The 22,106-nt window shown below is 33.5% G+C and carries 14 protein-coding genes; 2 read left to right on the top strand and 12 right to left on the bottom strand.

Features of this window, described 5'->3' with window-relative positions:
* Window positions 1-292, top strand: a 292-nt coding sequence (locus H526_RS0116895) for an integrase core domain-containing protein (protein WP_027394090.1), incomplete at its 5' end; no start/stop codon positions are given.
* Between the two features lie 74 nt (window positions 293-366).
* Here H526_RS0116895 and H526_RS0116890 read toward each other — a convergent pair.
* From H526_RS0116890 to H526_RS0116880, 3 genes are read right to left on the bottom strand one after another with little or no spacing between them, the layout of a single operon-like run.
* On the bottom strand, window positions 367-714 hold the full coding sequence (locus tag H526_RS0116890; RefSeq protein WP_027394089.1) for a hypothetical protein: 348 nt from the start codon (window positions 712-714) through the stop codon (window positions 367-369).
* A gap of 15 nt (window positions 715-729) precedes the next feature.
* Window positions 730-4,890 (bottom strand): DUF6443 domain-containing protein, encoded by a 4,161-nt coding sequence (locus H526_RS0116885; protein WP_162144500.1) that lies wholly within the window; start codon window positions 4,888-4,890, stop codon window positions 730-732.
* A 13-nt stretch (window positions 4,891-4,903) separates the two neighbouring features.
* Window positions 4,904-8,482: an RHS repeat protein gene (locus H526_RS0116880; protein WP_027394087.1), complete on the bottom strand. Its 3,579-nt coding sequence runs from the start codon at window positions 8,480-8,482 to the stop codon at window positions 4,904-4,906.
* A 332-nt stretch (window positions 8,483-8,814) separates the two neighbouring features.
* On the opposite strand from H526_RS0116880, the gene H526_RS0116870 reads away from it, so the two are divergent.
* Entirely contained in the window at window positions 8,815-9,333 is a 519-nt protein-coding gene (locus H526_RS0116870) for a lipocalin family protein (RefSeq protein WP_027394086.1), read from the top strand.
* Between the two features lie 16 nt (window positions 9,334-9,349).
* On the opposite strand, the gene H526_RS0116865 is transcribed toward H526_RS0116870, so the two are convergent.
* From H526_RS0116865 to H526_RS0116825, 9 genes are all read right to left on the bottom strand, one after another.
* Complete coding sequence (locus H526_RS0116865) at window positions 9,350-10,786, bottom strand: rubredoxin (RefSeq protein ID WP_027394085.1); 1,437 nt, start codon at window positions 10,784-10,786, stop codon at window positions 9,350-9,352.
* A gap of 2 nt (window positions 10,787-10,788) precedes the next feature.
* The gene (locus H526_RS0116860) at window positions 10,789-14,310 is read right to left on the bottom strand and encodes a nitrate reductase (protein ID WP_027394084.1); all 3,522 of its coding nucleotides are present in this window, start codon (window positions 14,308-14,310) and stop codon (window positions 10,789-10,791) included.
* 466 nt (window positions 14,311-14,776) lie between these two features.
* On the bottom strand, window positions 14,777-15,100 hold the full coding sequence (locus tag H526_RS0116855) for a hypothetical protein (protein ID WP_027394083.1): 324 nt from the start codon (window positions 15,098-15,100) through the stop codon (window positions 14,777-14,779).
* A 92-nt stretch (window positions 15,101-15,192) separates the two neighbouring features.
* Window positions 15,193-15,522: a hypothetical protein gene (locus tag H526_RS0116850; RefSeq protein WP_027394082.1), complete on the bottom strand. Its 330-nt coding sequence runs from the start codon at window positions 15,520-15,522 to the stop codon at window positions 15,193-15,195.
* 372 nt (window positions 15,523-15,894) lie between these two features.
* Window positions 15,895-16,719 carry an ABC transporter ATP-binding protein gene (locus H526_RS0116845; RefSeq protein WP_027394081.1) on the bottom strand — a complete coding sequence of 275 codons (825 nt, stop codon included), beginning with the start codon at window positions 16,717-16,719 and terminating at the stop codon, window positions 15,895-15,897.
* 11 nt (window positions 16,720-16,730) lie between these two features.
* Window positions 16,731-17,594: an ABC transporter ATP-binding protein gene (locus H526_RS0116840; RefSeq protein ID WP_027394080.1), complete on the bottom strand. Its 864-nt coding sequence runs from the start codon at window positions 17,592-17,594 to the stop codon at window positions 16,731-16,733.
* 10 nt (window positions 17,595-17,604) lie between these two features.
* A complete protein-coding gene (locus H526_RS0116835) occupies window positions 17,605-18,702 on the bottom strand; it encodes an ABC transporter permease (protein ID WP_027394079.1) in 1,098 nt (365 codons plus the stop codon).
* Window positions 18,703-18,816: 114 nt separating this feature from the next.
* Complete coding sequence (locus H526_RS0116830; protein ID WP_027394078.1) at window positions 18,817-20,223, bottom strand: CmpA/NrtA family ABC transporter substrate-binding protein; 1,407 nt, start codon at window positions 20,221-20,223, stop codon at window positions 18,817-18,819.
* A 324-nt stretch (window positions 20,224-20,547) separates the two neighbouring features.
* Entirely contained in the window at window positions 20,548-21,948 is a 1,401-nt protein-coding gene (locus H526_RS0116825; RefSeq protein WP_027394077.1) for an MFS transporter, read from the bottom strand.
* Window positions 21,949-22,106: the final 158 nt, after the last annotated feature.

The following is a 22,106-nucleotide window of genomic DNA, read 5'->3' as shown; positions in this document are numbered from 1 at the left end:
AAAAAACAATAACATTGAGATTAGCATGACAGAAAATGGAGATCCGTTAGAAAATGCAATAGCAGAAAGAGTGAATGGTATTATAAAGGAAGAATACCTAAACGATTATCAAGTAGAAAACATACAAGAAGCTACAGAATTATTAGAAACTGTCGTGAAGTTATATAATAACGAAAGACCACATATGAGTATAGGAAACCTTACCCCAAACCAAGTACATCAAAACAATATAAAAACTGAAAAACTATGGAAGAATTATTATATAAAAAATCCTATTATTGTAAACCAATAATAGGATTAAGAATAAGTTGTAAATCTATTTTAGGATTAATATAAAATATGTAAACTCTTTTTAGGACGAGACAATCACTCTAGCGACAGAGGAGAACTAGTAGCTTGAAAAAGATTAATGATCCTAAAATGATCATCATTTTGTTGTTTGATAATTAACTGAACATCTTCAGGATCTTCCCATTCAATAGATTTCAAATTATCAATAAGCTTTTCTAAATTAAGATAGTTATAAGCTCCTATGAATATATTGCACTCCATATATTTTGTTCCACCATACCAAGCATCAGGTAAAGTTTTGTCATTAATAGAGACTATTTTAAAAAGCTTATTATCCATTTTAAATTGATTTATTTTTGATAATATCAATTTCTCTTTCTCTCCTGTAGAACAGGTTAAAATTAAATTTGTTACTTCACTCATAATTGATACAGAATTTTAGTTAGAAGTTCTAGTTATATCAAACCCGTTTCCTAGTACACGAACAGATTGTATTTTATCTGAACTTCCAAAAGCCCTATTTAAAGCTTGGTTAATCACATCTTGGCTAGCTCCTTTTTGACCTGTCACATCTATAATTAGATTACCAGATTGTGAAGTACCTGATAAAATTCTTTTCTTAATTGCATTAGATAGATTTGAAGATGTTATGTTTGATATCGTTTTTAATTCAGTTTTCACACCATCTACTAGAAAGTCTGCGGATTTAACTCCTTGTTCAGTAGATTCAGCAAGAACATTTACTACTTTTCCTTCCTGAGCTAAGAAAGTTGCCATCAACTTCTCCCCATCATTTGCAAATTCAGCGCCATTTTCTAAAATGATTTCACCTACTTCATCTCCATTTTTTCCAATAAATTGAGCAACATCTAGAGCTTCATCTCCAAATTTCAACCATTTAGTAAAAGGCAATGAAGCTGCTATTTCTAGTCCTACTTCTCCTTTTGAAACATCGTTTCCAAAAGCATCTTGCCCTTCAGTAGCTCCCTTGTAAATATTTGTAGCAGTAACAACAGGGTTAAAGCTTGCTAAAAACTCACCTGCTTTTCTACCGTATTTTCTAATAGCAGGTCCAGTAGTATTTTCTAAATATGAAAATGCATCATTTAAAAAACCCGGTAGTTTAGGACATTTAGGACAGTTTCCATCAGGATCAGTATAGTAAATCGGATTGTTCCAAGCATAAGCGTAAGGAGATTTATCGATCTGATTTGGATGTTCTGCTAGAGCATCTACCACAAACCATCTACCTAGCGAAGGATCATAGTTTCTAGCACCAAAATCATAGGTGTCTAAATTTAGCTCTTCAGAAAATTCCTTACCTCCATATCCGTAGTTATGCTCCCTTCCAGTAATAGTGTTATTGTATCCTTTATGTTGTAGTCCAAAGGGATAATAATTTTTCTCCTGCATAATCTCACGGGCATAATCTCCATCACCATCAACGTCCGCCTTATTTCTCAGTACATCTATTTTTCCATCTTTATCTTTATCAGAAAAGCTAAGTCTAATATTTCCTAAGTGATCTTTAAGTTGGTATACATAATCATATCCACTAGTTCCACTTGGTTCTACATACCCTTCTGATGTATTAAAGAACTTAAGCTGTCCATTTTCATAGATATAGTTACCTGCGTACTCTGTTGTTAAAGAACTTCCTTCTGATACGATCTTTTTTAGTTTCGCACCGGTGGCGGTGTAAATATAATTAATATTTCCTGTATTAGAACGTGCTTGATCATTTATTGCTACCGCAGTTGGCAGATTTAAATGATTATAAGTGATACCGGTAATTCCCTTATTACGATCGATGGTCATATTTCCATTAACATCATATACGTAATCATTATTGGTATTGGTACCATCTATAAATCCTTCGTTTTTATGAACCGAGGTTACCGCTTCTCTAACCTTTTCTAACTTATTGTTACTATAGGTATAGTAGAGTTCATCTATTCTTGTTGTGGATCCATTCGGTCTGCCGTTTCTGGCGATTCGTCCTATATTTCCATTTTTATCATATGCAATACCCCACATACTAAAAGAATCTCCAGTCATTAATGTTGAGCCTCGTAAGCTATTTGCTCGAGTGATTCTATTTAAATCATCATACTGATAAGAATACGATCTTTTAGTGTTATCATTGGCTGTTTTCCAGATCGTTTGAGAGATATTACCATTATAAAGTTCTGGTACATCATAAAATCCTTGAACGGTATTGTAATTAATCTTAAAACTAAAAAGATCATCACCCATAGTATCTACATCATTGATGCCTGTTAACCATCCACGTACATTGTATGTGTAATCCACCGTTTGTAGCGGAGCTTGTTCTGCGTTTCCGACCTTTTTACTTTCTAACTGTCCTAAATCATCGTAATTATTCTGTACAATCAGTTCTTGTGGGTAACTACCTATTTGTTGTTTTTGAGTTAGTAACCTTCCCATATGATCATACGTATAGGTATCAGTAGTTACGATAGCGGCATTACTATCTTTGTTATGTGTAGTTCGTGTCGCTACTGGTTTTCCTGTAAAATCTAATTTGCTTTCTACCTTATCAATAGTATTTAAATATCTATTTCTACTACCTGTCCATATATTCTGTCCTTTACTATCATAGGCATTTACTGTGGTGATCCAATTATTGGTTCCTAATACACGAACTTTAGCTCCTGTTGCTAATCCTTTGGTATCATTGGTAGTAGTTATTCCATACGAAGTAGATGGTTTATTCATTCCATCTCTATCGAAAGTATAATCATCATAGTAATTGATGGTTAGAATATCTAACGAACCACCTGTTTCAAAGGGGAAAGCATTATTAGTATAATAAGCAATTGTTCCATCAATATTATTTGAAGAGGTAGTTTTAGTTTCAAAAAGAGTATCGGTTTCATCATATGCCATTGCTTGCATTCCTATTCTTGTGTCATAATCTCCATATATACCTGTATAAGCAACCCTTCCATAAGCATCATATTTAGTAAACAACCATTCATTACGAGCTCTTTGATTAGCATCCTGGGTCATTACTGGTTGATCCAGTTTGTTGTACACTATGTATTCCCAACCTTTTCCTGGTATTTTCTTTTCTACCAATCGATTTCTGTAATCGTATTTGTATTGATAACAGAGTTCAGAAAGTTCGGTTGATGATACTCCATTGGTAACTGTAACTTTTGGGGATAATACGTAGGTAAGATTTCCAAAATCATCATAGACATAATAGGTGTCGTGGGCAGTATTATTATTGTATGTTCTTTTAAGAATCATACGCCCTAGCTTATCTGTAAATTCTTTTGTAGTATGATCATTACCATCACTGCTCTTCCAGTTTTCATCTTTGGTGATGTTTACAAAAAGTTCTTGTGCTGGATAGTCGCCTACTTTTTCTAAGGTAGGTACTGCTGTATTCCCATTTGTAAATTTTACTCTAAAATACACAACATCATCCGCATCGCTGTTTAAGGCTCTATCCAGTTTAATAGTATGATCATCTCCATCTTCTGTTGCCTGCCAGTCTAATCCTGGAGCAGCTTGTTTTAAAGGCCTGCTTAACGGAGAGGACTCAAAAATAGTTTCCGAATACGGATTGGGTGTATTCTGATATTTAGTTGTATTGTAAAACGCATTGAGTTCTGCCAATGGATTGGTATAGATTGTTCCATTTTGAGTCTCTTCAGAAGCATAAGGTAAATATTCCTTCGCTTGTCTACCATAGTTATCATACTCAAAATGTGTAATGATATCTTTTGGTTTAGATTGCTGAATCAACTGATTAATAGGCGTTCCGTTTCCATCTATTTTTGTCAATACTGGATTCCAGAAATACTGTTTGGTGTTGGTATCTGTACTGTAATAAAGATAGTTTCTAAATCGAGCAGTTGTTGTGTTGTTCCTCCATTTATAATCAGTACCGTTTTTAACTTTATTACCGTTTATATCATACATCCCACTAATTCCACTATTGCTTCCTGTATAAGTATGTGGATGCACTATTCCTACCAATAAATACCATTGGTTAAGATTTGGTGTGTCTCCAACAACAAAATAAGGATTGCCGTTAGCTGTGCCGCTAAGATTATTTACGTTCTGTGTACCATGATAGGTACTTCCATTCTGTGAACCTGTTCGTTTTACCCAAACAGCATAACGATATCCTACATTTTTATCCACTGTTATATAGTCTGTGTTCCAACCTCCATCTGCGTCACTGGCAGCATCATTACCACATTTCCATAATAAGGATTGTTCTCCAAAGGGATTGGTGTCGAAAATTCTTTCGTTATCAGAAGATTGACCGTTCATATTAAATAACGATGTGTGTCCTCCTCCTGCAGTCCAATCATCTGTCCAGTCTAGGATATTAGTGTTTTGTTGTTGTCCGCCGGCTCTTACCGCTACGGATTGTTTAGGTCTTCCTAATCCATCGAAATAGTTTACCGATATGATTTTATCACTTTCTAGCACCTGAGATTGTTGCCCATCTTGTACTTCGGTTTGGTAGGTGGTAGATTTTATATAATTTTCTGTTTGTGTCTGTGCACTAATTACTGTACTTACCAATACAGCAATCGCTAAAAATATTTTTTTCATCTCTATGACTGTATTAGTTATTTTTATAATTGTACTCGTTTTCCGATAGAATATTTCCATCTTGATCTTTTACTTTTATTAATCGATAAAACTTATCATAGATATACTGTATTTTTAGACCTCTTGGATCCTCTATTTCCGTTGGTTTACCTAATAAATTATATGTATAAGAAGTTACATGAGCTTCTGGATATACATCTAAGATAGAAGTAGAAGGAGTAACACTATCAGCCATATCTATTGGTACGCCCTGTATCGCCTCTGTTAAATATCTTCCGTTATATCCATAGGTGTATAGAAACAGTTTTTCATTTTCAATACTTATTTTAGTTGGTTTTCCTTTAGAAGAATATTCCAAAAATTCCATTCGCGCCTCATATGGATTCGTTCCTTTAGCCAACTTGATGGTTTTTGGATAAAAAGTATTTCCTACACTTTGATACGATGTGATCTTAGATGAAAGTAATTGTTGACCATTAAAAACATCTACTCGTATTGGCACAACATGCTTATTTTGATCCAATAGTCCTTCTACAGCATTAGTTTCTTCCGTATTAAAAATATCAGCATCAGGAAAATTATTTGTGGTTAAATCTCGCGGGTAATAAAAAACTTCTTTTGTAGTTTGATCTCCTTGAAGTTGGACTTTCCTTTCTTTGAGTAAATACTTTGAATGCTCGTTATACGTATAATACGTGTGTAATTTTATGGAGTCCGTGTCAAAATAACGAACCTGAGTTTCTGAACTCATAAACCCAATTCTACCATTAACAGATTTACCTCTGGCTTGCATCATAGCCGCTGTTTTGTCTCCGTTACATTCTATTAAGTTCGACGGACGTCCTATTGCATTTTCCGAAAGACATATAAAAGGCACACCTGCATATTCATAAATCACTCTATCTTCGCAACCATTCCCTAGACAACTAAGTCTCCCTTCTACCAAACCTGTATAGACCGAACCATTCTCAGACTGCAAATACATAAGATAATTATATCGGTTATTTTCATTATTATTTACTGAAATACCTGGAGAAGAGAAAACAGCAGCACTATCATAGGTATACTCAGTTTTTTGTAGAAGTTTATTACACATATTGAATATCTTCACACTTTTTGGCTTTCCCATTTTATAATCTGAAACATAATTATTGCTAAATGGAGCATAAGATTCTGGTACAATCCCATTAACACCCGCATTATAATTAGTTTCTACATATCCATTAGATATATCTACAGCTATAAAAGGGTTGCTCCCTTGTTCTAGGCCTTCCTCTACCAAAATAGGTCCACCATCTGGATTGTTAGGACAATCAGCCATAGATGTATCACCGGTTGCTGATTTCTGAATTTCAAAAACCTTTTCGTAGACTACATGTCCCTGGGGTGATTGCGCAGCTCCAGACCTTCTAACAACTCTATCCGTATCAGTAATAGTACCTGTGCTTCCATTAAATCTTTTTGCTGTCACAAAATCTATTAAAGAAGGACGATACAATTGTCTAGCACTTGAAAGCACACTGTTAATCTCTTTTGTATATCGATATTCTTTAACAGATAAAACATCACCTGTATGATCATAATTTTTTATTGATTGTAGACGTAATCCTGGCACAGGTTCTTGTACAATTTCGGTTTGGTTAAAATTTTCATTTATAATCTGTATACTGACGTTAGTACCTGTAATACTATTGGCTACGGTTAACTGATAATATCCTGCCGCAAGGTGCTTGGTTTCAGAAAATTCATTACCATAGGCACGAGACCAATAAAAACTAGAATTAAGTGGAGTACCACCTCCTAAAAAACCATCATATTGCTCTTGATTATTTCCTCTTTTGATCGCCCATACTTCGAATCCTGTACTAGTTCCATTTCCTTGATCAGATCCCGTTTTTTTAAGTTTCATAGTGTAAAAACCATCTGGCACATATACCATTTTTGATTTTACTATGGGAGACTCTACATATTTATCTAAACAAAGTCCATTACAAGGAAAATCACTAAAACCACCGTTGGCAGATAAAGAACCAATTATTTCAGGCTCTAAAGATTGTGACTTGCTTATTATATGGTTTTCATATTTAAACTCAGAGGCACCACCTGTAGGATAGATCACTTTTTTCAATGACCCAAATGATGAAACTAACGGATTTGCTTCTCTATATGCGCCTCCCATTGAAATACCCGGTAAATCTACTCTTGGGTACAATACGCTATTGGAGGCCCCATTGTAGTATCCTAAATAATCCCTCGCATAAGATGTTCTTGAGGGTAATTTATCTGGACTGTCATATTCAAAATTATAAGAGTTCATAATCTCACCATCTGGTGATTTAAAATCTATCCTATCCAATTTAAGTCGAATTTTTTTATGATTGGATCTAGAGACAACAGTGGGATTATTCGCATAGTTTACAGGCCCAAAATAGGTATGACTTAACTCCACACTTCTCCATAATTCATTTATTTTAGAGATCTCATTAAATCTATACATTTGTATGCCATCGATCTTATTTTTCACTCTACTAAATGTACTGTTTCCTGTATTTTTTTGCCAATGATCATATCGAGTCTGTAAGTCGATATCATATATCAACTTATCATTGTGAATGATTTTTTTCAGGAATTGTTGGGTAATCCTAATATCCGGAATGTATGAACTCAAATTATCTACTCCATAATTAGTTTGAAATTGTTTTAGAGTAGTAGAGGCAGTCTGGTATTCTGCTACTGTACCGATTTCACTGCTGTAGCTTTGTGCCTGATAAATAAAATCAAAAGAATCTAATTGATTTGGTGACACTACCTTAGTAAGTACCCAAGAATTATTATAATTTTGAGCAGGGCTGTTATCTACTCTATCATCAGCTTCTCTATAAGTTTTTTCTGTTTTAGTAAAAAAATACATACAACCGTTTTCAGCAGTTACTGTCCAGCTACTAATATCACCTCTTCCATTACTGGGTGTGACTGCAGAAACCTTCATTCTTGGGTTAGATATAACTTTAGGTTGCATATCCTCAACTACATCAAAAACAATAGTTTCAGTAATACCCATGACATTCAACTGATAGTAATCCGGGAATACATCCACTTTATTATCCCTGATATCCCTCAAGAAATAATAATTGTCCCACGCATCATCAATGGTTTCAAAGTTATTTCCAGTCGCATAGTATTTCAATAATTTATTTCGGGCAGTACTATCAAATATAGACTGCGGAACCCCATTATCTGGTAAACCATTAACTATTCTTGTTATTCTTCCTCCTACATTAAGGTTCCAACCTAATCCTGCCCCTGTAGCTAATTGGCTTACTTTAATACCAGGATTATAAGATAAGTTTACTGGCAAAGACATTTCATAACCATTATACACATCCAAAGGAACTGAATAATTCATTTGACCGGTGTAAGTATTTATAGGAACATCACCAAAAATTTTAAATGCTTCTGCTTCTGGAGACACTGGTGCCTTTACACTTTTCTCCAACTCTTGATCATAATTAAAAGAGGAGTCAGGCCCATCTTGCCCAAAAACAACTATAGTTCTAAAAAATACAATAAATAACAAAACAATTTTCCTCATAATAACATTACTAACTAATTAATGAATAATTCCTTTTTACTTTTATTCTTTGTTGTTGAATCCTCATACTTTAAGGTTTCTACATATATTATGTCATTAGGAATAAATATGTTACCCTGAAGTTTTACTTTTTTAAAAAAAATATTTCCTAACAAAAAATGAACACAAACTAAAGCACTTAAAATCAATTAATTAAATTTGATAAAAATTAAAATTTGTCTTTTAAACAATAAATACACTATAATCTAAAAACACATCTTTTTTTTACAAAAACTAAAAAAAGAACTAAACCGGAATAATTTTTGATACTCATTTTTACTAATTTTAACCATATGAAAAAATACTATCCTATCCTACTTCTGATTAGTATCTTAATCTTAGCGTCTTCCTGTTCTGACACCAATAAAGAACCTTATCAAATTCCGGATAATGCTGTAGATCTTATTGCAGGAACATCTGGAAAGACATGGAAAATTGCTAAACGACATAATGATGGTACCCGAATGAATATGGCTGGTTGTTTCTTATCATACAGAAATACTTATTTCCCAGACAGGACAGTTAAAGACAATAATGACAAACAAAGAGATTGTGGTCCATCATTAAAAGCTAATTGGGAAATCATTCAAAATAAAAAAGGTCACTATTTTATAAAGCTAAAAAGTGATCAACTTCCAGAATTGATGAACATAGAAAAAGATTACAAGTTCTTTCAGATCACTTATCTCAATAAAGACAGTTTAGAATTACGATATAGACATGCTCAATTTTCGGGTCAAGTACGCACCATTGTAGACTTATACGTAGAAGAAAATATTTTTGTCCCTAACAGGGATTTTCATAACAAATAATAGCAGTACACTACAATTATACAATCTCTAAAGTCATTTTTTCAAACCTATCTTTTGGAGCTTCACATAATGCACAGTGATAGGAATCTGGAAGCTCTGAAAATTTCGTTCCAGCTGGAATAGTGGATACTGCATCCCCAACCAACGGATCATATATGGTTTGACATTCTTGGCACTGAAACACCTCTATCTCCGTTTTCTCCTTCTTGGAAGTAATCCCAGCAAAACTCTCCTCATCTCCTTCTCCTAGATTCTGAAAATAAGTTTTAGTTAACTCTAATAATATTCCTGGCAAATCCATTTGATCAATATCCTGAGCATATACTATATATTGCCTAGTGTTAGGGTTAAAATTTTTGGCATATAAAACATTATAAGTAGGTCTTACTACAAAATCTTTGACTGCCTCAGGTGTTTTATTTTCTTCAATAACAACAGATGTAAAATACCTTTTTTGTTTGCGTCTAATACTAATAGAAAATGTCATTCCATAAGTACTGATATCATTTTGATCAAAATTCATGACCAAAAACTTTTTAAGATCCAATGCTTTCTGACTTCCTACCGGTAAATGCCAGTTTAGCTCTAAAGCAGAATGTCTTACATTAATACCAAACTGTCCCAAAAGTTTTTCTAAAGCTAATTTACATTCCTTCGGAATTCCTTTTATAATAAACGACTTCCATGGTGTCAAACATATTTTACCAATACGATATTCTATACAAAACTCGCACAGTGCTTTTAAGAATTTTAGATCATACTTATTGTTTCTCCAATACAACCCTAACCAATATTGATTAATTCCCATTTTATTCATTCCTTCATAATATGGAAATGGCTTAAAACCAACACTTAACGGTTTCTCGATAGTTCGGTTATTAGTATCTATACTTTCATTAAGGAATTGAAAAAGTTCATCTACGTTATTTACTTTTTTGTAAATATTTTCAATTTCTTGAGCTACCTTAGCTATATCCCAAGTAAAAATCAAAACTGGATAAAAAACTTCTTCCCAGCCTGGTAATTTTAAAAACAAGTACCAATAATCTTCTTGACTAGATGCAATAAAATTAAGATCTCCAGAAAATAAAGAAACCATCTGTTGCTGCGGATCAGTTATATTTATTTTTAATGTTGGTTTATACCTAAATTGTTCTAAAATATATAAATACGTAGTACCACGTAACCAAACCGTAGAATTAAAAATATCTATCGAAACATAAGAACAACTAATGTTTTGTTCGGCTTCTGGAGCAAAAAAATCCATATTAAAAGATTCATGTTCCGCCACTACAGTATTACTATTATCTCTAGAAGGAAAAATAATATCTTGTCTGGATCCAAAATGAAAAGTGTCTAACCCTAGTTCCTCTGCATACACTATAATCCGCTGCAACTCACTTGGTGATAAAATTCCTCCTTTAATATTTACTCTATGCATAAACTCTTCCATAACTAAGCTAATTGCATTACATTATTCAACACCTCTTTTACTTCAGGTTTACAGCTACCGCAACCTAATCCAGCTCCTGTTTTAATACATAATTCGGAGAAATCTTCGCATCCTGATTTGATAGCTTCTTCCAAGTTTCCTTCACCAACCTGACTACAAGAACAAATTAATTTACCCAACACAGGTTCATCGGGTTGGGATGATCTAAGTAATTCTTCTCTCTTCTCAGACAATTCTATCTTTTCTTCGATCAATCTTTTAAAATCTGCAAATTCACTCTTATCTCCCATCAAAATAGCACCTACCAACCAATCATTTTTAACGATACATTTTTTATAAAATCGTTTCCCAACATCCATGAAAATAACCTCTTCATATGATGGATCATCCTTAGGCATATCAATATTACCGATACTACATAGATCCAAGTCTTCGAATTTTAGAATATTCATAAATACCGACCCTCTATATATTGCACTAAAATCTCCTAAAATATACTTAGCTACAATATCCGCTTGTTGTTCAGCCGCTGCTGTTATCCCAAATAAATTACCTTCGAATTCTGCAATCTCACCAACAGCAAAAATATCTGGATCACTGGATTGCAAGTATTGATTTACTACAATTCCGCGACGACAATCAATACCAACTGTTTTTGCCAAATCAATATTGGGAATGGTACCAATAGAGTAAACTACAGCATTACAATTAAATGATTTTCCTGACTTTAGATTTACTAATAGGGAACCAGAATCCTGATTAAAAACCGTATCTACTTCATTATCAAAATGAATCTGTATTCCTTTTTCTCTAACATCTTCTGCTAACAAACGACTTGCGATAATATCTAATTGTCTTTCCATTAAACGATTACCTCTTTGTATAATCGTAATTTTCACACTCTTTTTTCGTAGTGCAGCAGCCAACTCTAAACCTAATAGTCCACCTCCAACAATTGTTACATGTTGTTGATTTTCTGGCAAACCAGTTTCTTCTAAGTAATTTTTCAACTTATCTGCATCTCCTCGATCTCTCATTGTAAATCTACCTGGCAAATGAATAGGAACTTCTTTTGGCACAAAAGCTCTACTTCCAGTAGCCATTAAGACAATATCATATTCATGTTTTTCTCCTTTACTATCAATAAGATATTTTTCTTCTCTATTGATCTCAGTAACCGGATTACTGGTTGATAAGGTAACATTAAGAGATTCCATACTGCCTTCCCTCATCTTTTGTAATTGTTCCCAAGTGAGTTCTTCACTTACATATTCTGGTAACAATACTCTATTATAAAAAGGATATGGTTCTTTAGAGAACACGGTAATGTCATCTTCTGTATTTTGTTCTCTATATGTTTGTATAAAACGGTATGCAGCCGTACCTGCTCCAATAATACAGATTTTTTGCTTTTCTTTTACAAACTTTGAAACCTGTACTGCAGAAAACTTAAAATCTGGTTCTTTAGAAATAGGGTCTATAATACTAGTGGTTAAGTTATTTGCTCTTCCGTAATCATTTCCTAAAACTTTACCCCAATGCATTGGTAAAAACACAACCCCTTTAGCTATTGTATCACTTACTTTTACTTTTACTTGTACCTTTCCTCTTTTACTTTCTACCACTGCAATATCTCCATCTTTAATTTTTCGGAGAAAAGCATCTACCTGATTTATTTCTAAAAATGGATGCGGAATATGTGTCAACAGTCTATTTACTTTACCTGTCTTAGTTCTAGTATGCCATTGATCACGTACTCTACCTGTTGTTAAAATCAAAGGGTGTTTATCCGTAAGTAATTCTGAAGTTGGTTTAGTAAATCTTGGCACTACAAACTTCGCATTACCTGTATCTGTATAAAATTTTTTATTTTGAAATAATCGTTCTGTTCCCGAATGATTTGTTTCTGGGACAGGCCATTGAAAACTACCTTCATTCTTTAATCGATCATAATTTAGACCGGTAATATCAATATTGGTTCCTTTAGTCAATTGACAATGTTCTTTATATACTTCTTCTACAGATGTATAATCAAAGCCTCTATATCCCATTCGTTGCGCAAATTTCCACAGAATTTCTGCATCTGGTAATGCTTCTCCAGGAGGATCCACTACTTTATTTAAATAGGTAATACGACGTTCACTATTAGTCATTGTTCCTTCTTTCTCTGCCCAACCTGCAGCGGGCAACACCAAATCTGCATATTCTAAAGTTTCGGAGCGATGCGAGATATCCTGAACCACTACAAACTTAGCTTTCTGAAGCGCTTTTTCTACTTTATTTGCATTAGGAAGACTGACCAAAGGATTGGTGCATATAACCCATACAGCTTTTAGTTTTCCACTTTCTAGTGCATCAAACATTTCCGTAGCAGTTAACCCAGGTTTTTCAGAAATCTCTTTTCCGCCCCAGAAATTAGCCACTTCGGTTCGGTGTTCTTTATTGCTTAAATCTTTATGAGCCGCTAATAAATTTGCCATACCTCCTACTTCTCTACCCCCCATAGCATTAGGCTGCCCTGTTAATGAAAAAGGACCTGATCCAGGTTTTCCTATATGACCAGTGAGTAATGAGAGGTTTAAAAGAGCATTATTTTTATTTACACCTATCGAGCTTTGATTTAACCCCATTGCCCAAAGCGTTATAAACCCTTTAGCATTACTAATATATGTAGCTGCTTTCTTTATATCGGCTGCTGTTATGCCACAGATTTTTGCTGCCTCGGTTAGTGAGGTGGATTGTAAAGATTCTTTCAATAATTCGAAATTATCAGTATGATTCGCTATAAAACTTTTATCAATTTTTTTTCGATCAATTAATCTTTTAGCAATCGCATTGTACAATACTACATCAGTGCCTGGAATTATCTGTAAATGTAAATCTGCAATATCACAAGATTGTGTTTTTCTTGGATCTACTACAATAATTTTTGTATTTGGATTTTTCTCTTTATGAGCTTCTATCCTTCTAAATAAAATTGGGTGACACCAAGCTGGGTTTGCTCCTGCAATCATAAAACAATCGGCAAGCTCTATATCCTCGTAGGCAATAGGAACACTATCTTCTCCTAATGCTTGCTTATAGCCTACAACTGCAGAACTCATGCATAATCTAGAATTAGTATCTATATTATTAGTTCCGATAAATCCTTTTGTAAGCTTGTTAACCAAATAATACTCTTCTGTAAGACACTGCCCAGAAACGTAAAAACCAACACTATCCGGACCGTATTTATTAATAATAGTATTAAATACTGCAACCGCACGATCAAAAGCTTGATCCCAAGAAACTCTTTGTAACTCGTGCCCTTTACTCCATCTCATCTCTGGATAGAGAATTCGATCGCTTTTATCCTGTACAACATGATGTAAATTCATTCCTTTAGAACATAACATCCCTTTGTTAACTGGATGATCTGGATCACCTTCTACTGTAATCACCCCTTTAGCATCTTTTTTAGCTATTATTCCACAACCAACACCACAATAAGAACAGGTAGTTTTATAAGATTTAAATGCAGTCATATATCGATTTAAATGTACTTAAGTTTACTACCAAAACTAAGTATTAATACGTATCAAACATAACTTCAGAACCTTTTTCTATCTAAGACTTAATAAAATTACGAATTCGATAAAAAAAACATCTTTAAAAAATGATTATTCGATATTACCTCTGTAACTTTTATCAAGTTATTTGTACAAAAAAAGCCGGCTATGACTTCTCATAACCGGCAACACAAGAAACACTTAAAGCTACTAGATCTTTAAGGTTTCAAACACTAAATTATTATTGGAGATTACCACCATATATTTTGAAGATCTTTCATTTCTCAAAAAACACTTATTTCAGCAAACAATCTTGTTTATCTGTAACTACTAAAAATAAGCTCTGTTTAACTAAATACTAGATTAAATATACCAATATTAGTTAAATAGAGCTTAAAACTTGTTCTTTTTTACAAAAAATTGTGAACTATTACGTTATAGCTTATGCAGCTTTTTCTATCCTTCTTAACAAACCGATTTCGATATACTCTCTAATCTTATCTGCTTTTTCTATTTTCTTAGTATCAATCGGAAGCCATCCGTCTATTTTAATCATATCATTTGGATTACTACTAAAGAACATTTCGTACTCATATGCCTCTAGATCATTAACTCCATAAGATTCAGGACTACTCTTTACTTTGTCGCTAATTCTCTTTTTAACAATCTCAATTTTGGATGCAAAATTGAGATTACCTGTATCTCCATTTACTTCTACATCTAAGAACTCAGTAATAGCTTCTGTAATTAATTCATTTACTTTCATAATTCATATTATATTTGGGTTATACAATTTTTTAAATGATAAAATCTACCCACACGCAACGTGATTACGTTAGATTTAATAACTAATGTTTGTTAGCTCAAAGAGCTTCCTATTCTTCTTAACAATCCAATTTCTATATATTCATTAATTTTATCTGCTTTTTCAATCCTACTAGTATCAATTGGAATCCATCCATCAATTTTAATCATATCATTTGGGTTACTGCTAAAAAACATCTCATACTCATATCCTTCGGATCCACTTACCATACCATATGCATCTGGACTATTTTTTACTTTATTAGTTATTCGCTTTTTTACAATTTCAATTTTAGAAGAGAAATCCAAATTTCCAGTATCCCTATGTACCTCAACATCTAAAAATTCCGTAATTGACACAGTTATCAATTCTTCAATATTCATACTTTTTACTTTTAAAAATTAAACCCCTGTTTTTTTAGGGTTAATACGATAAAAAACTTCTTTTAATAAAAAATACCCCTACATTTTGATACAAATCTATACATAAAAGATATAAAAACACAAAACACCCCTAAAAAATTAAGGGTTATCATCAAAAAATTATGTTTTAACAAAAAAATAATTATTCAAATTAATTATTCCGCAATTAGAGTAAGTAAAATTTTAAAATCTATCACATGTTACAACAATAAGATTCTACGTGCTATAAACTTATAATCATAGCTTATAACCAAAAAAAACACCTTATACCATTATATATATTAGATAATGGTATAAGGCGTTTTTGGCTTACAAAGTTCTTGTTAGATACCTTTAATGCTCTAAAAAGTTTATCAAGTGCTCTCTATATTTATAATAATCCGGGTGCTCCAAAACATCTTTTCTTAAACGAGGCCTTTCAAAATCAATATCTAAGATATCACCAACTTTAGCTCTTGGACCACTTGTCATCATAATAACTCGATCCGCTAAAAAAATAGACTCATCCACATCGTGTGTAATCATTATAGCGGTTATTTTTTCTTGATTCCAAACTTCTATAAGCACATCCTGCAACTCTCCTCTTGTTAAAGAATCCAACATTCCAAAAGGCTCATCCAACAATAAAACTTTTGGCTTAAGAGCAAATGCTCTAGCTATCCCTACTCTTTGCTGCATTCCTTGAGACAGTTCTTTTGCTTTCTTATGCATTGCATCTTCTAATCCTACTTTTGATAAATAATATTTTACAATATCATCTCTATCTTTTTTAGTTCCGTGTGCAAAAACTTGCTTAACCCCAAGCATCACATTATCATATGCTGTCATCCAAGGCAATAAACTCGGAGACTGAAATATAACTCCTCTATCTGGACCAGGCCCTTTAATCGTTTGATTATCCGCAACAATAGTTCCTCTAGATATAGGATTAAGACCCGCAATCATAGTAAGTAAAGTAGATTTACCACACCCAGAATGGCCAATTATTGATATGAACTCCTCATGTTTTACTTTTAAATCTAGATCATCCAAAACTACATAATCTCCTTTTGGAGTAGGATAAATTTTAGTTAATTGAGAAATATCTAGCATATACTTATCCTCAAACAGCCCATTATCCGATCTTCTTACTACTTCTTCTTTTTCTAACGTTTCCATTTCCATCTTTTTTAACTAAAACTTAATCTTCTAAAAGGTGCTGGTTTCATTTTTGGCTTAATATCTGGCAGTACATAATTAGTATCTTTTTTTGAAGCTCTCTGTTCTCCAATTTGTATAAGATATTCCATAATACTATTTCGAAGTTGTTTATATTCTTCGTTATGATTAAGCGCTGTCTTATCCCTTGGTCTCTCCAGGTTTATTTTATATTCTGGACCAAGTGTAGCCTTTGGGCCAGGTTTTAGGGGAATAATTCGATCTGCCATTAAAATTCCCTCGTCGACATCGTTTGTAATCAACAAAGCAGTCTTTTTATCTTTATTCCAAATTTTAAGAATCTCTTGCTGTAAATTCCCTCTGGTTAATGCATCTAATGCACTTAAAGGTTCATCCATCAATATTACCTCTGGACTCATAGACAAAGCTCTAGTTACAGAAACTCGCTGTCTCATACCTCCAGAAAGCTCTTTAGGAAGTTTACCTATTGCTGGCGAAAGATTAACCATCTTTACGTAATCTTCAACTCGCTTACTCCTGTCTTTTTTAGACATTTTTTTAAAAGCCTCTTTTACAGCCATCCCTACATTATTACGTACATTTAACCAAGGTAACAATGAATAATTCTGAAAAATCACTCCTCTCTCGTGATCAGGCCCTGTTACAGGCTCTCCTTTAAACAGGACTTCTCCTTCATCCGGCATCAATAAGCCAGAAATAAGATTTATTAAAGTCGTTTTTCCGCTTCCAGTAAAACCAACAATAGCTACAAACTCTCCTTCTTCAATTTCTAAATTGATATTGGACAACACCTTTGTACGATCTTTTCCTGTTCCAAAAGATTTGGATACATTTCTTAATTCTATATATGCCATACCTTATATTTTAAGCAGTTTCTTCTGTAAAAGTGACAAACTTCTGTATTGTTAACATTACCCGATCTAATAAGAACCCGATGATTCCGATAACAAACATGGCTACAATAATCTTAGAATTAGAATCATTTGCGCCATTTTGGAACTCTTCCCACACAAAAGAACCTAATCCAGGACTCTGTGCTAACAACTCAATTGCAATAAGCACCATCCAAGCCACAGACAATGTTATGCGCAAACCTGTGAAAATCAAAGGAAATGATGATGGTAAAATAATCTTAAATACTTTTTGAGCAACACTCAATTGAAGCACCTTAGCCACATTGATATAATCCTTATCAACAGAAGAAACTCCCATACTAGTATTCACCAATGTTGCCCACATGGAACATAAACCAACACTTATAAATGAAATAATAAACGAACTATCAGAATCAGAACCTCTAGTCAGTGTTTTTACAATCATAAAAACCAACAACAACCAAACAACTGGAGAAACAGGCTTAAATATTTGAATCAACCAGTTAACAGAGGATCTTAAAGTCTTACTCAATCCCAACATAATACCTATTGGAACTGCAATAAACAAAGCCAATAAAAAACCAGCAAAAACTGTTTTAAGACTTGTAAAAATCTGATCTACAAACGACGGTCTTCCTGTGTAAGTGATAGCAGCTAAACCCTGTTCTTTTCTTTTAGCATTAGTTGCTGCAACTTTATCAGCAAAAGAACTTTTTTTCTTAGATATTGCTGCATGATCTGCTAATAGTGATTTGTAAGCAGTCCAAACTTGAGCAGGTGACGGTAATGTATTTGGTTGACAGCTAATGTCTCCAGATTCTATACAAGTTCGCATTTCTAATGCTGCCGACTCTCCTTGATCTGCTAACGCTTTTTCTATTCTAGCATCTTTTTCAACATTATAAAGATATGTAGCACCAGAATGCCATAACAACAAAAACAACCCCACTGACAATATTGGTAATAATACCTTTTTAAGTAATGCGATTAAATTCTTCTTTGTTTCTTCTCCTGTAGCTAATCGTATAGCCGGCTCAAAAAAACCTAATCCTACAAAGTTCAGAATATGTATTGACCTATCTTTCATTTTATTTCTTTTAAAACTTATTTCTCTTTAACCACCATAACACAATACCTAGCAAGGCATTAGAGATTATTTAATTTTGTTATGGAAAGAGAAATAAAAAGAGAAAATCTCTTTTTATTTCTCAATGCTTGAAACACCTTCCACATTTTCTTTATTACCAATACCAAAACTATTGATGTACCCTATTGGATCTTTAGCATCATATTTGTTGCCATCAATGAAATCTGTGGTTACTGGCTTGTAACCATCTGTTTTTGGTAATTCTGAAGCTTCTAAATGACCTTCTTCCACTAATAGTTTAGCTGCCTTAGTCCAGATATCAGGACGGTAAATATCTTTAATAGTAGTATCATACCACTCTGCTGATTTACTTTCTGGAATCTGCCCCCATCTTCTCATTTGAGTTAAAAACCATATACCATCTGAATAAAAAGGATATGTTGCATCGTATCTATAAAACACATTAAAGTCAGGCATTTCTCTTTTATCTCCTTTTTCAAACTCAAAAGTTCCTGTCATAGAATTTGCTAAAACTACCTCATCAGCACCAACATATTCTGGCATTGATAATATTTTTACAGCTTCTGGACGATTTCCTGGAGTATCTAACCACTTACCTGCTCTAATCAATGCTTTAGTAACAGCTGTAGCAGTATTTGGGTATTGCTCCACAAATTTCTTTGTCATCACAAATACCTTCTCTGGATTATTTTTCCAGATATCATAATTTGTAGTAACCGGAACACCTATTCCTTTAAAAACCGCTTGTTGATTCCAAGGTTCTCCTACACAGTATCCGTATATTGTTCCAGCTTCGAGCGTAGCAGGCATCTGTGGTGGCGGAGTTACAGATAGCAATACATCTGCATCTATCTGACCTTGAATATTATCCTTAGAATACATCCCAGGATTAATACCTGCAGCGGCTAACCAATATCTTATTTCATAATTATGTGTAGAAACTGGAAATACCATTCCCATTTTAAAAGCCTTCCCTTCATTCTTATAAGAATCTATTACAGGCTTAAGAGATTCTGCAGTAATTGGATGAATTGGTTTTCCATCCTCTCCTTTTGGGACATTAGGTTTCATTTTAGACCAAACATCATTAGAAACCGTAATACCATTACCATTTAAATCCATAGAAAACGGTGTCACTAATTCTGCTTGTCTACCAAAACCTGCTCCAGCCGCTATAGGTTGACCCGCTAGCATATGAGAACCATCCAACTGACCATCTATTACACGGTCCAATACATTTTTCCAATTTGATTGTGCTTCTACAGAAACAAACAATCCTTCATCTTCGAAAAAACCTTTTTCCTTAGCTATAGCTAAAGGAGCCATATCCGTTAACTTTATAAAACCAAAAGTCAATTGAGGTTTTTCTATAGTTAGTTTAGACACCTCCTCTTTAGATTCCGTGGTACTAGACGCTATTTCTTTCTTCTTTTCACCACCACAAGACAAAAGAGTCATTGCGGTTAAGAAAATCCCTATTTTAAAATTAAGTTTTGTCATAATTTGTATTTTTTTGTTATTCAGCTAATAGAACACATCAAAACTACGTATAAATACTTAATAAAGAATGTTAAAATTACGTATTTAACTAAGTATTTTTATTTTACAAAAATTACAAGGGGAATATTATTTTATATAAAAAATTAACGACATATTTTTAACAGAATCGCAATGCCAACAAAAGACAACCTATCAAAACACTTAAAATCAACAAGCTATACCAAACAATAACGTAGCAATTGTTCACTTATAACTAGAAAAAGCTTTTAACTAAGTAGTATTCTACCCAGATAAAAGCCTTTCTTGATTATTATTTAAGATAAGTTAGTTCGGCACAGGAATAGCTTTCATTTCTTTCTGAACAGCTTTTTCATCTTCTGTAGAGAATTTTATAGCTAATGAAATAATTGCAGTTATCACTACAAAAACACCAATTAAAAAATACCCCTCTGATACCGCTTGTGAAGACGCAGCTGCTTGCGCAGCATTTACAGCTTCTTCTCCCATACCTTGACTATCCAAAATTGCAGTCTTCTCGGCAATTGCCGATTTTGATTTCAATACCATAGCAGCAACAAAGGCACCTACATTACCACCAGCTCCTACAATTCCTGAGATAGAACCAATTGCTTTTTTATTTATAAATGGAACTACAGAAAAGGTTGCTCCTTCTGCCATCTGAACCGAAAGACTAAAGCCTACCAAAAAAACAACTCCAAAAGTCAATCCATTCATTCCAGAAAACAAAGAAAGCATTACTCCCTCTATCGCAAGTATTACCGCAAGAAACAACACACGACCTCGCAACCCTTTTAACCTACCAAAACGATCTCCAAAAAAACCTCCTAACGTTCTAGCAAAAATATTCATCAATGCAAAAGACAATACTAGATTTCCAGCTGTAACACGTTCTAACTGAAATGTATTTTGAAGATAATCATCCATTGTTCCATAAACCGTAAGTTCCATTCCGAAACAAGCTGCATATATGACAAAAAGTATCCAAACGCGATAATCCTTAATCGCTGACAAAAAACTCACCTCATCTTTCTTTGATTGTGGTAACTCTCCCTTAACTTTTAGTTCTTTATAATTTCCATTAGGTGTATCTTGCGTAAAAAAGTAATACACAATCCCCATTAAAAAACAAACAACTCCCGCTATTACCATACAATACCTCCAAGCTTCTGTTTCTGCAATACCAAAACTTACTACTGCTGCGGCTATCAATGGCATCCCTAGACGATTTGCACCGCCACCTAGATTACCCCATCCAGCAGAAGTTGCATTCGCTGTACCTACTATATTAGGAGCAAACATAATCGAAGTATGAAACTGCGTTATCACAAAAGAAGCTCCTATAAAACCAATAAAAAGCCTACAAATTATAAACTGCATAGGAGTTTGCACCAATCCTAATATTATTACAGGAATCGCACCTAACATCAATAACCAAGTGTAACAAATCCGAGGACCATATTTATCACACATTTTACCTATAAAAAGTCTTGCAAATACAGTTCCTGTGACTGCAACAATAATTGAATTCCATTTTTGATCAGGAGTTAATCCCAAATCCCTAACAACATCAGGCATAAAGGGAACAATACCAAACCAGGAAAAAAAGCATAAGAAAAAGGCAATTGAAGTTATCCAAAAAGTTCTAATTGAGAGATTCTTGAAGTTTAAAAGATTTAGCGTAGTAGATTTCCCTAAGGCATCCATATTAATGTATTTTTAAAGTTTAAATTCTATATGTTATAAAACATGAAACAAACTACGTACTAATACTTATCAAAAACAACACTTAAGCTAAATTATTAAGTATTTATCTGTAAAATTACGTATTTAATAATTTCAGAACTTAATAATTATAGAATCAA

It is taken from the genome of Aquimarina latercula DSM 2041 (genome assembly GCF_000430645.1).
In the GTDB taxonomy this organism is placed as follows: domain Bacteria; phylum Bacteroidota; class Bacteroidia; order Flavobacteriales; family Flavobacteriaceae; genus Aquimarina; species Aquimarina latercula.
Note: the sequence above shows the minus strand (reverse complement) of the source record. Positions and strands in the feature narration are given on the sequence as shown.

What these genes read in the sequence shown, in the direction of transcription:
- H526_RS0116860 (WP_027394084.1), bottom strand. Translation starts at nt 14,310, where the DNA reads ATGACTGCATTTAAATCTTATAAAACTACCTGTTCTTATTGTGGTGTT.
- H526_RS0116825 (WP_027394077.1), bottom strand. Translation starts at nt 21,948, where the DNA reads ATGGATGCCTTAGGGAAATCTACTACGCTAAATCTTTTAAACTTCAAG.
- H526_RS0116840 (WP_027394080.1), bottom strand. Translation starts at nt 17,594, where the DNA reads ATGGCATATATAGAATTAAGAAATGTATCCAAATCTTTTGGAACAGGA.
- H526_RS0116885 (WP_162144500.1), bottom strand. Translation starts at nt 4,890, where the DNA reads ATGAAAAAAATATTTTTAGCGATTGCTGTATTGGTAAGTACAGTAATT.
- H526_RS0116870 (WP_027394086.1), top strand. Translation starts at nt 8,815, where the DNA reads ATGAAAAAATACTATCCTATCCTACTTCTGATTAGTATCTTAATCTTA.
- H526_RS0116865 (WP_027394085.1), bottom strand. Translation starts at nt 10,786, where the DNA reads ATGGAAGAGTTTATGCATAGAGTAAATATTAAAGGAGGAATTTTATCA.
- H526_RS0116845 (WP_027394081.1), bottom strand. Translation starts at nt 16,719, where the DNA reads ATGGAAACGTTAGAAAAAGAAGAAGTAGTAAGAAGATCGGATAATGGG.
- H526_RS0116890 (WP_027394089.1), bottom strand. Translation starts at nt 714, where the DNA reads ATGAGTGAAGTAACAAATTTAATTTTAACCTGTTCTACAGGAGAGAAA.
- H526_RS0116850 (WP_027394082.1), bottom strand. Translation starts at nt 15,522, where the DNA reads ATGAATATTGAAGAATTGATAACTGTGTCAATTACGGAATTTTTAGAT.
- H526_RS0116855 (WP_027394083.1), bottom strand. Translation starts at nt 15,100, where the DNA reads ATGAAAGTAAATGAATTAATTACAGAAGCTATTACTGAGTTCTTAGAT.
- H526_RS0116880 (WP_027394087.1), bottom strand. Translation starts at nt 8,482, where the DNA reads ATGAGGAAAATTGTTTTGTTATTTATTGTATTTTTTAGAACTATAGTT.
- H526_RS0116830 (WP_027394078.1), bottom strand. Translation starts at nt 20,223, where the DNA reads ATGACAAAACTTAATTTTAAAATAGGGATTTTCTTAACCGCAATGACT.
- H526_RS0116835 (WP_027394079.1), bottom strand. Translation starts at nt 18,702, where the DNA reads ATGAAAGATAGGTCAATACATATTCTGAACTTTGTAGGATTAGGTTTT.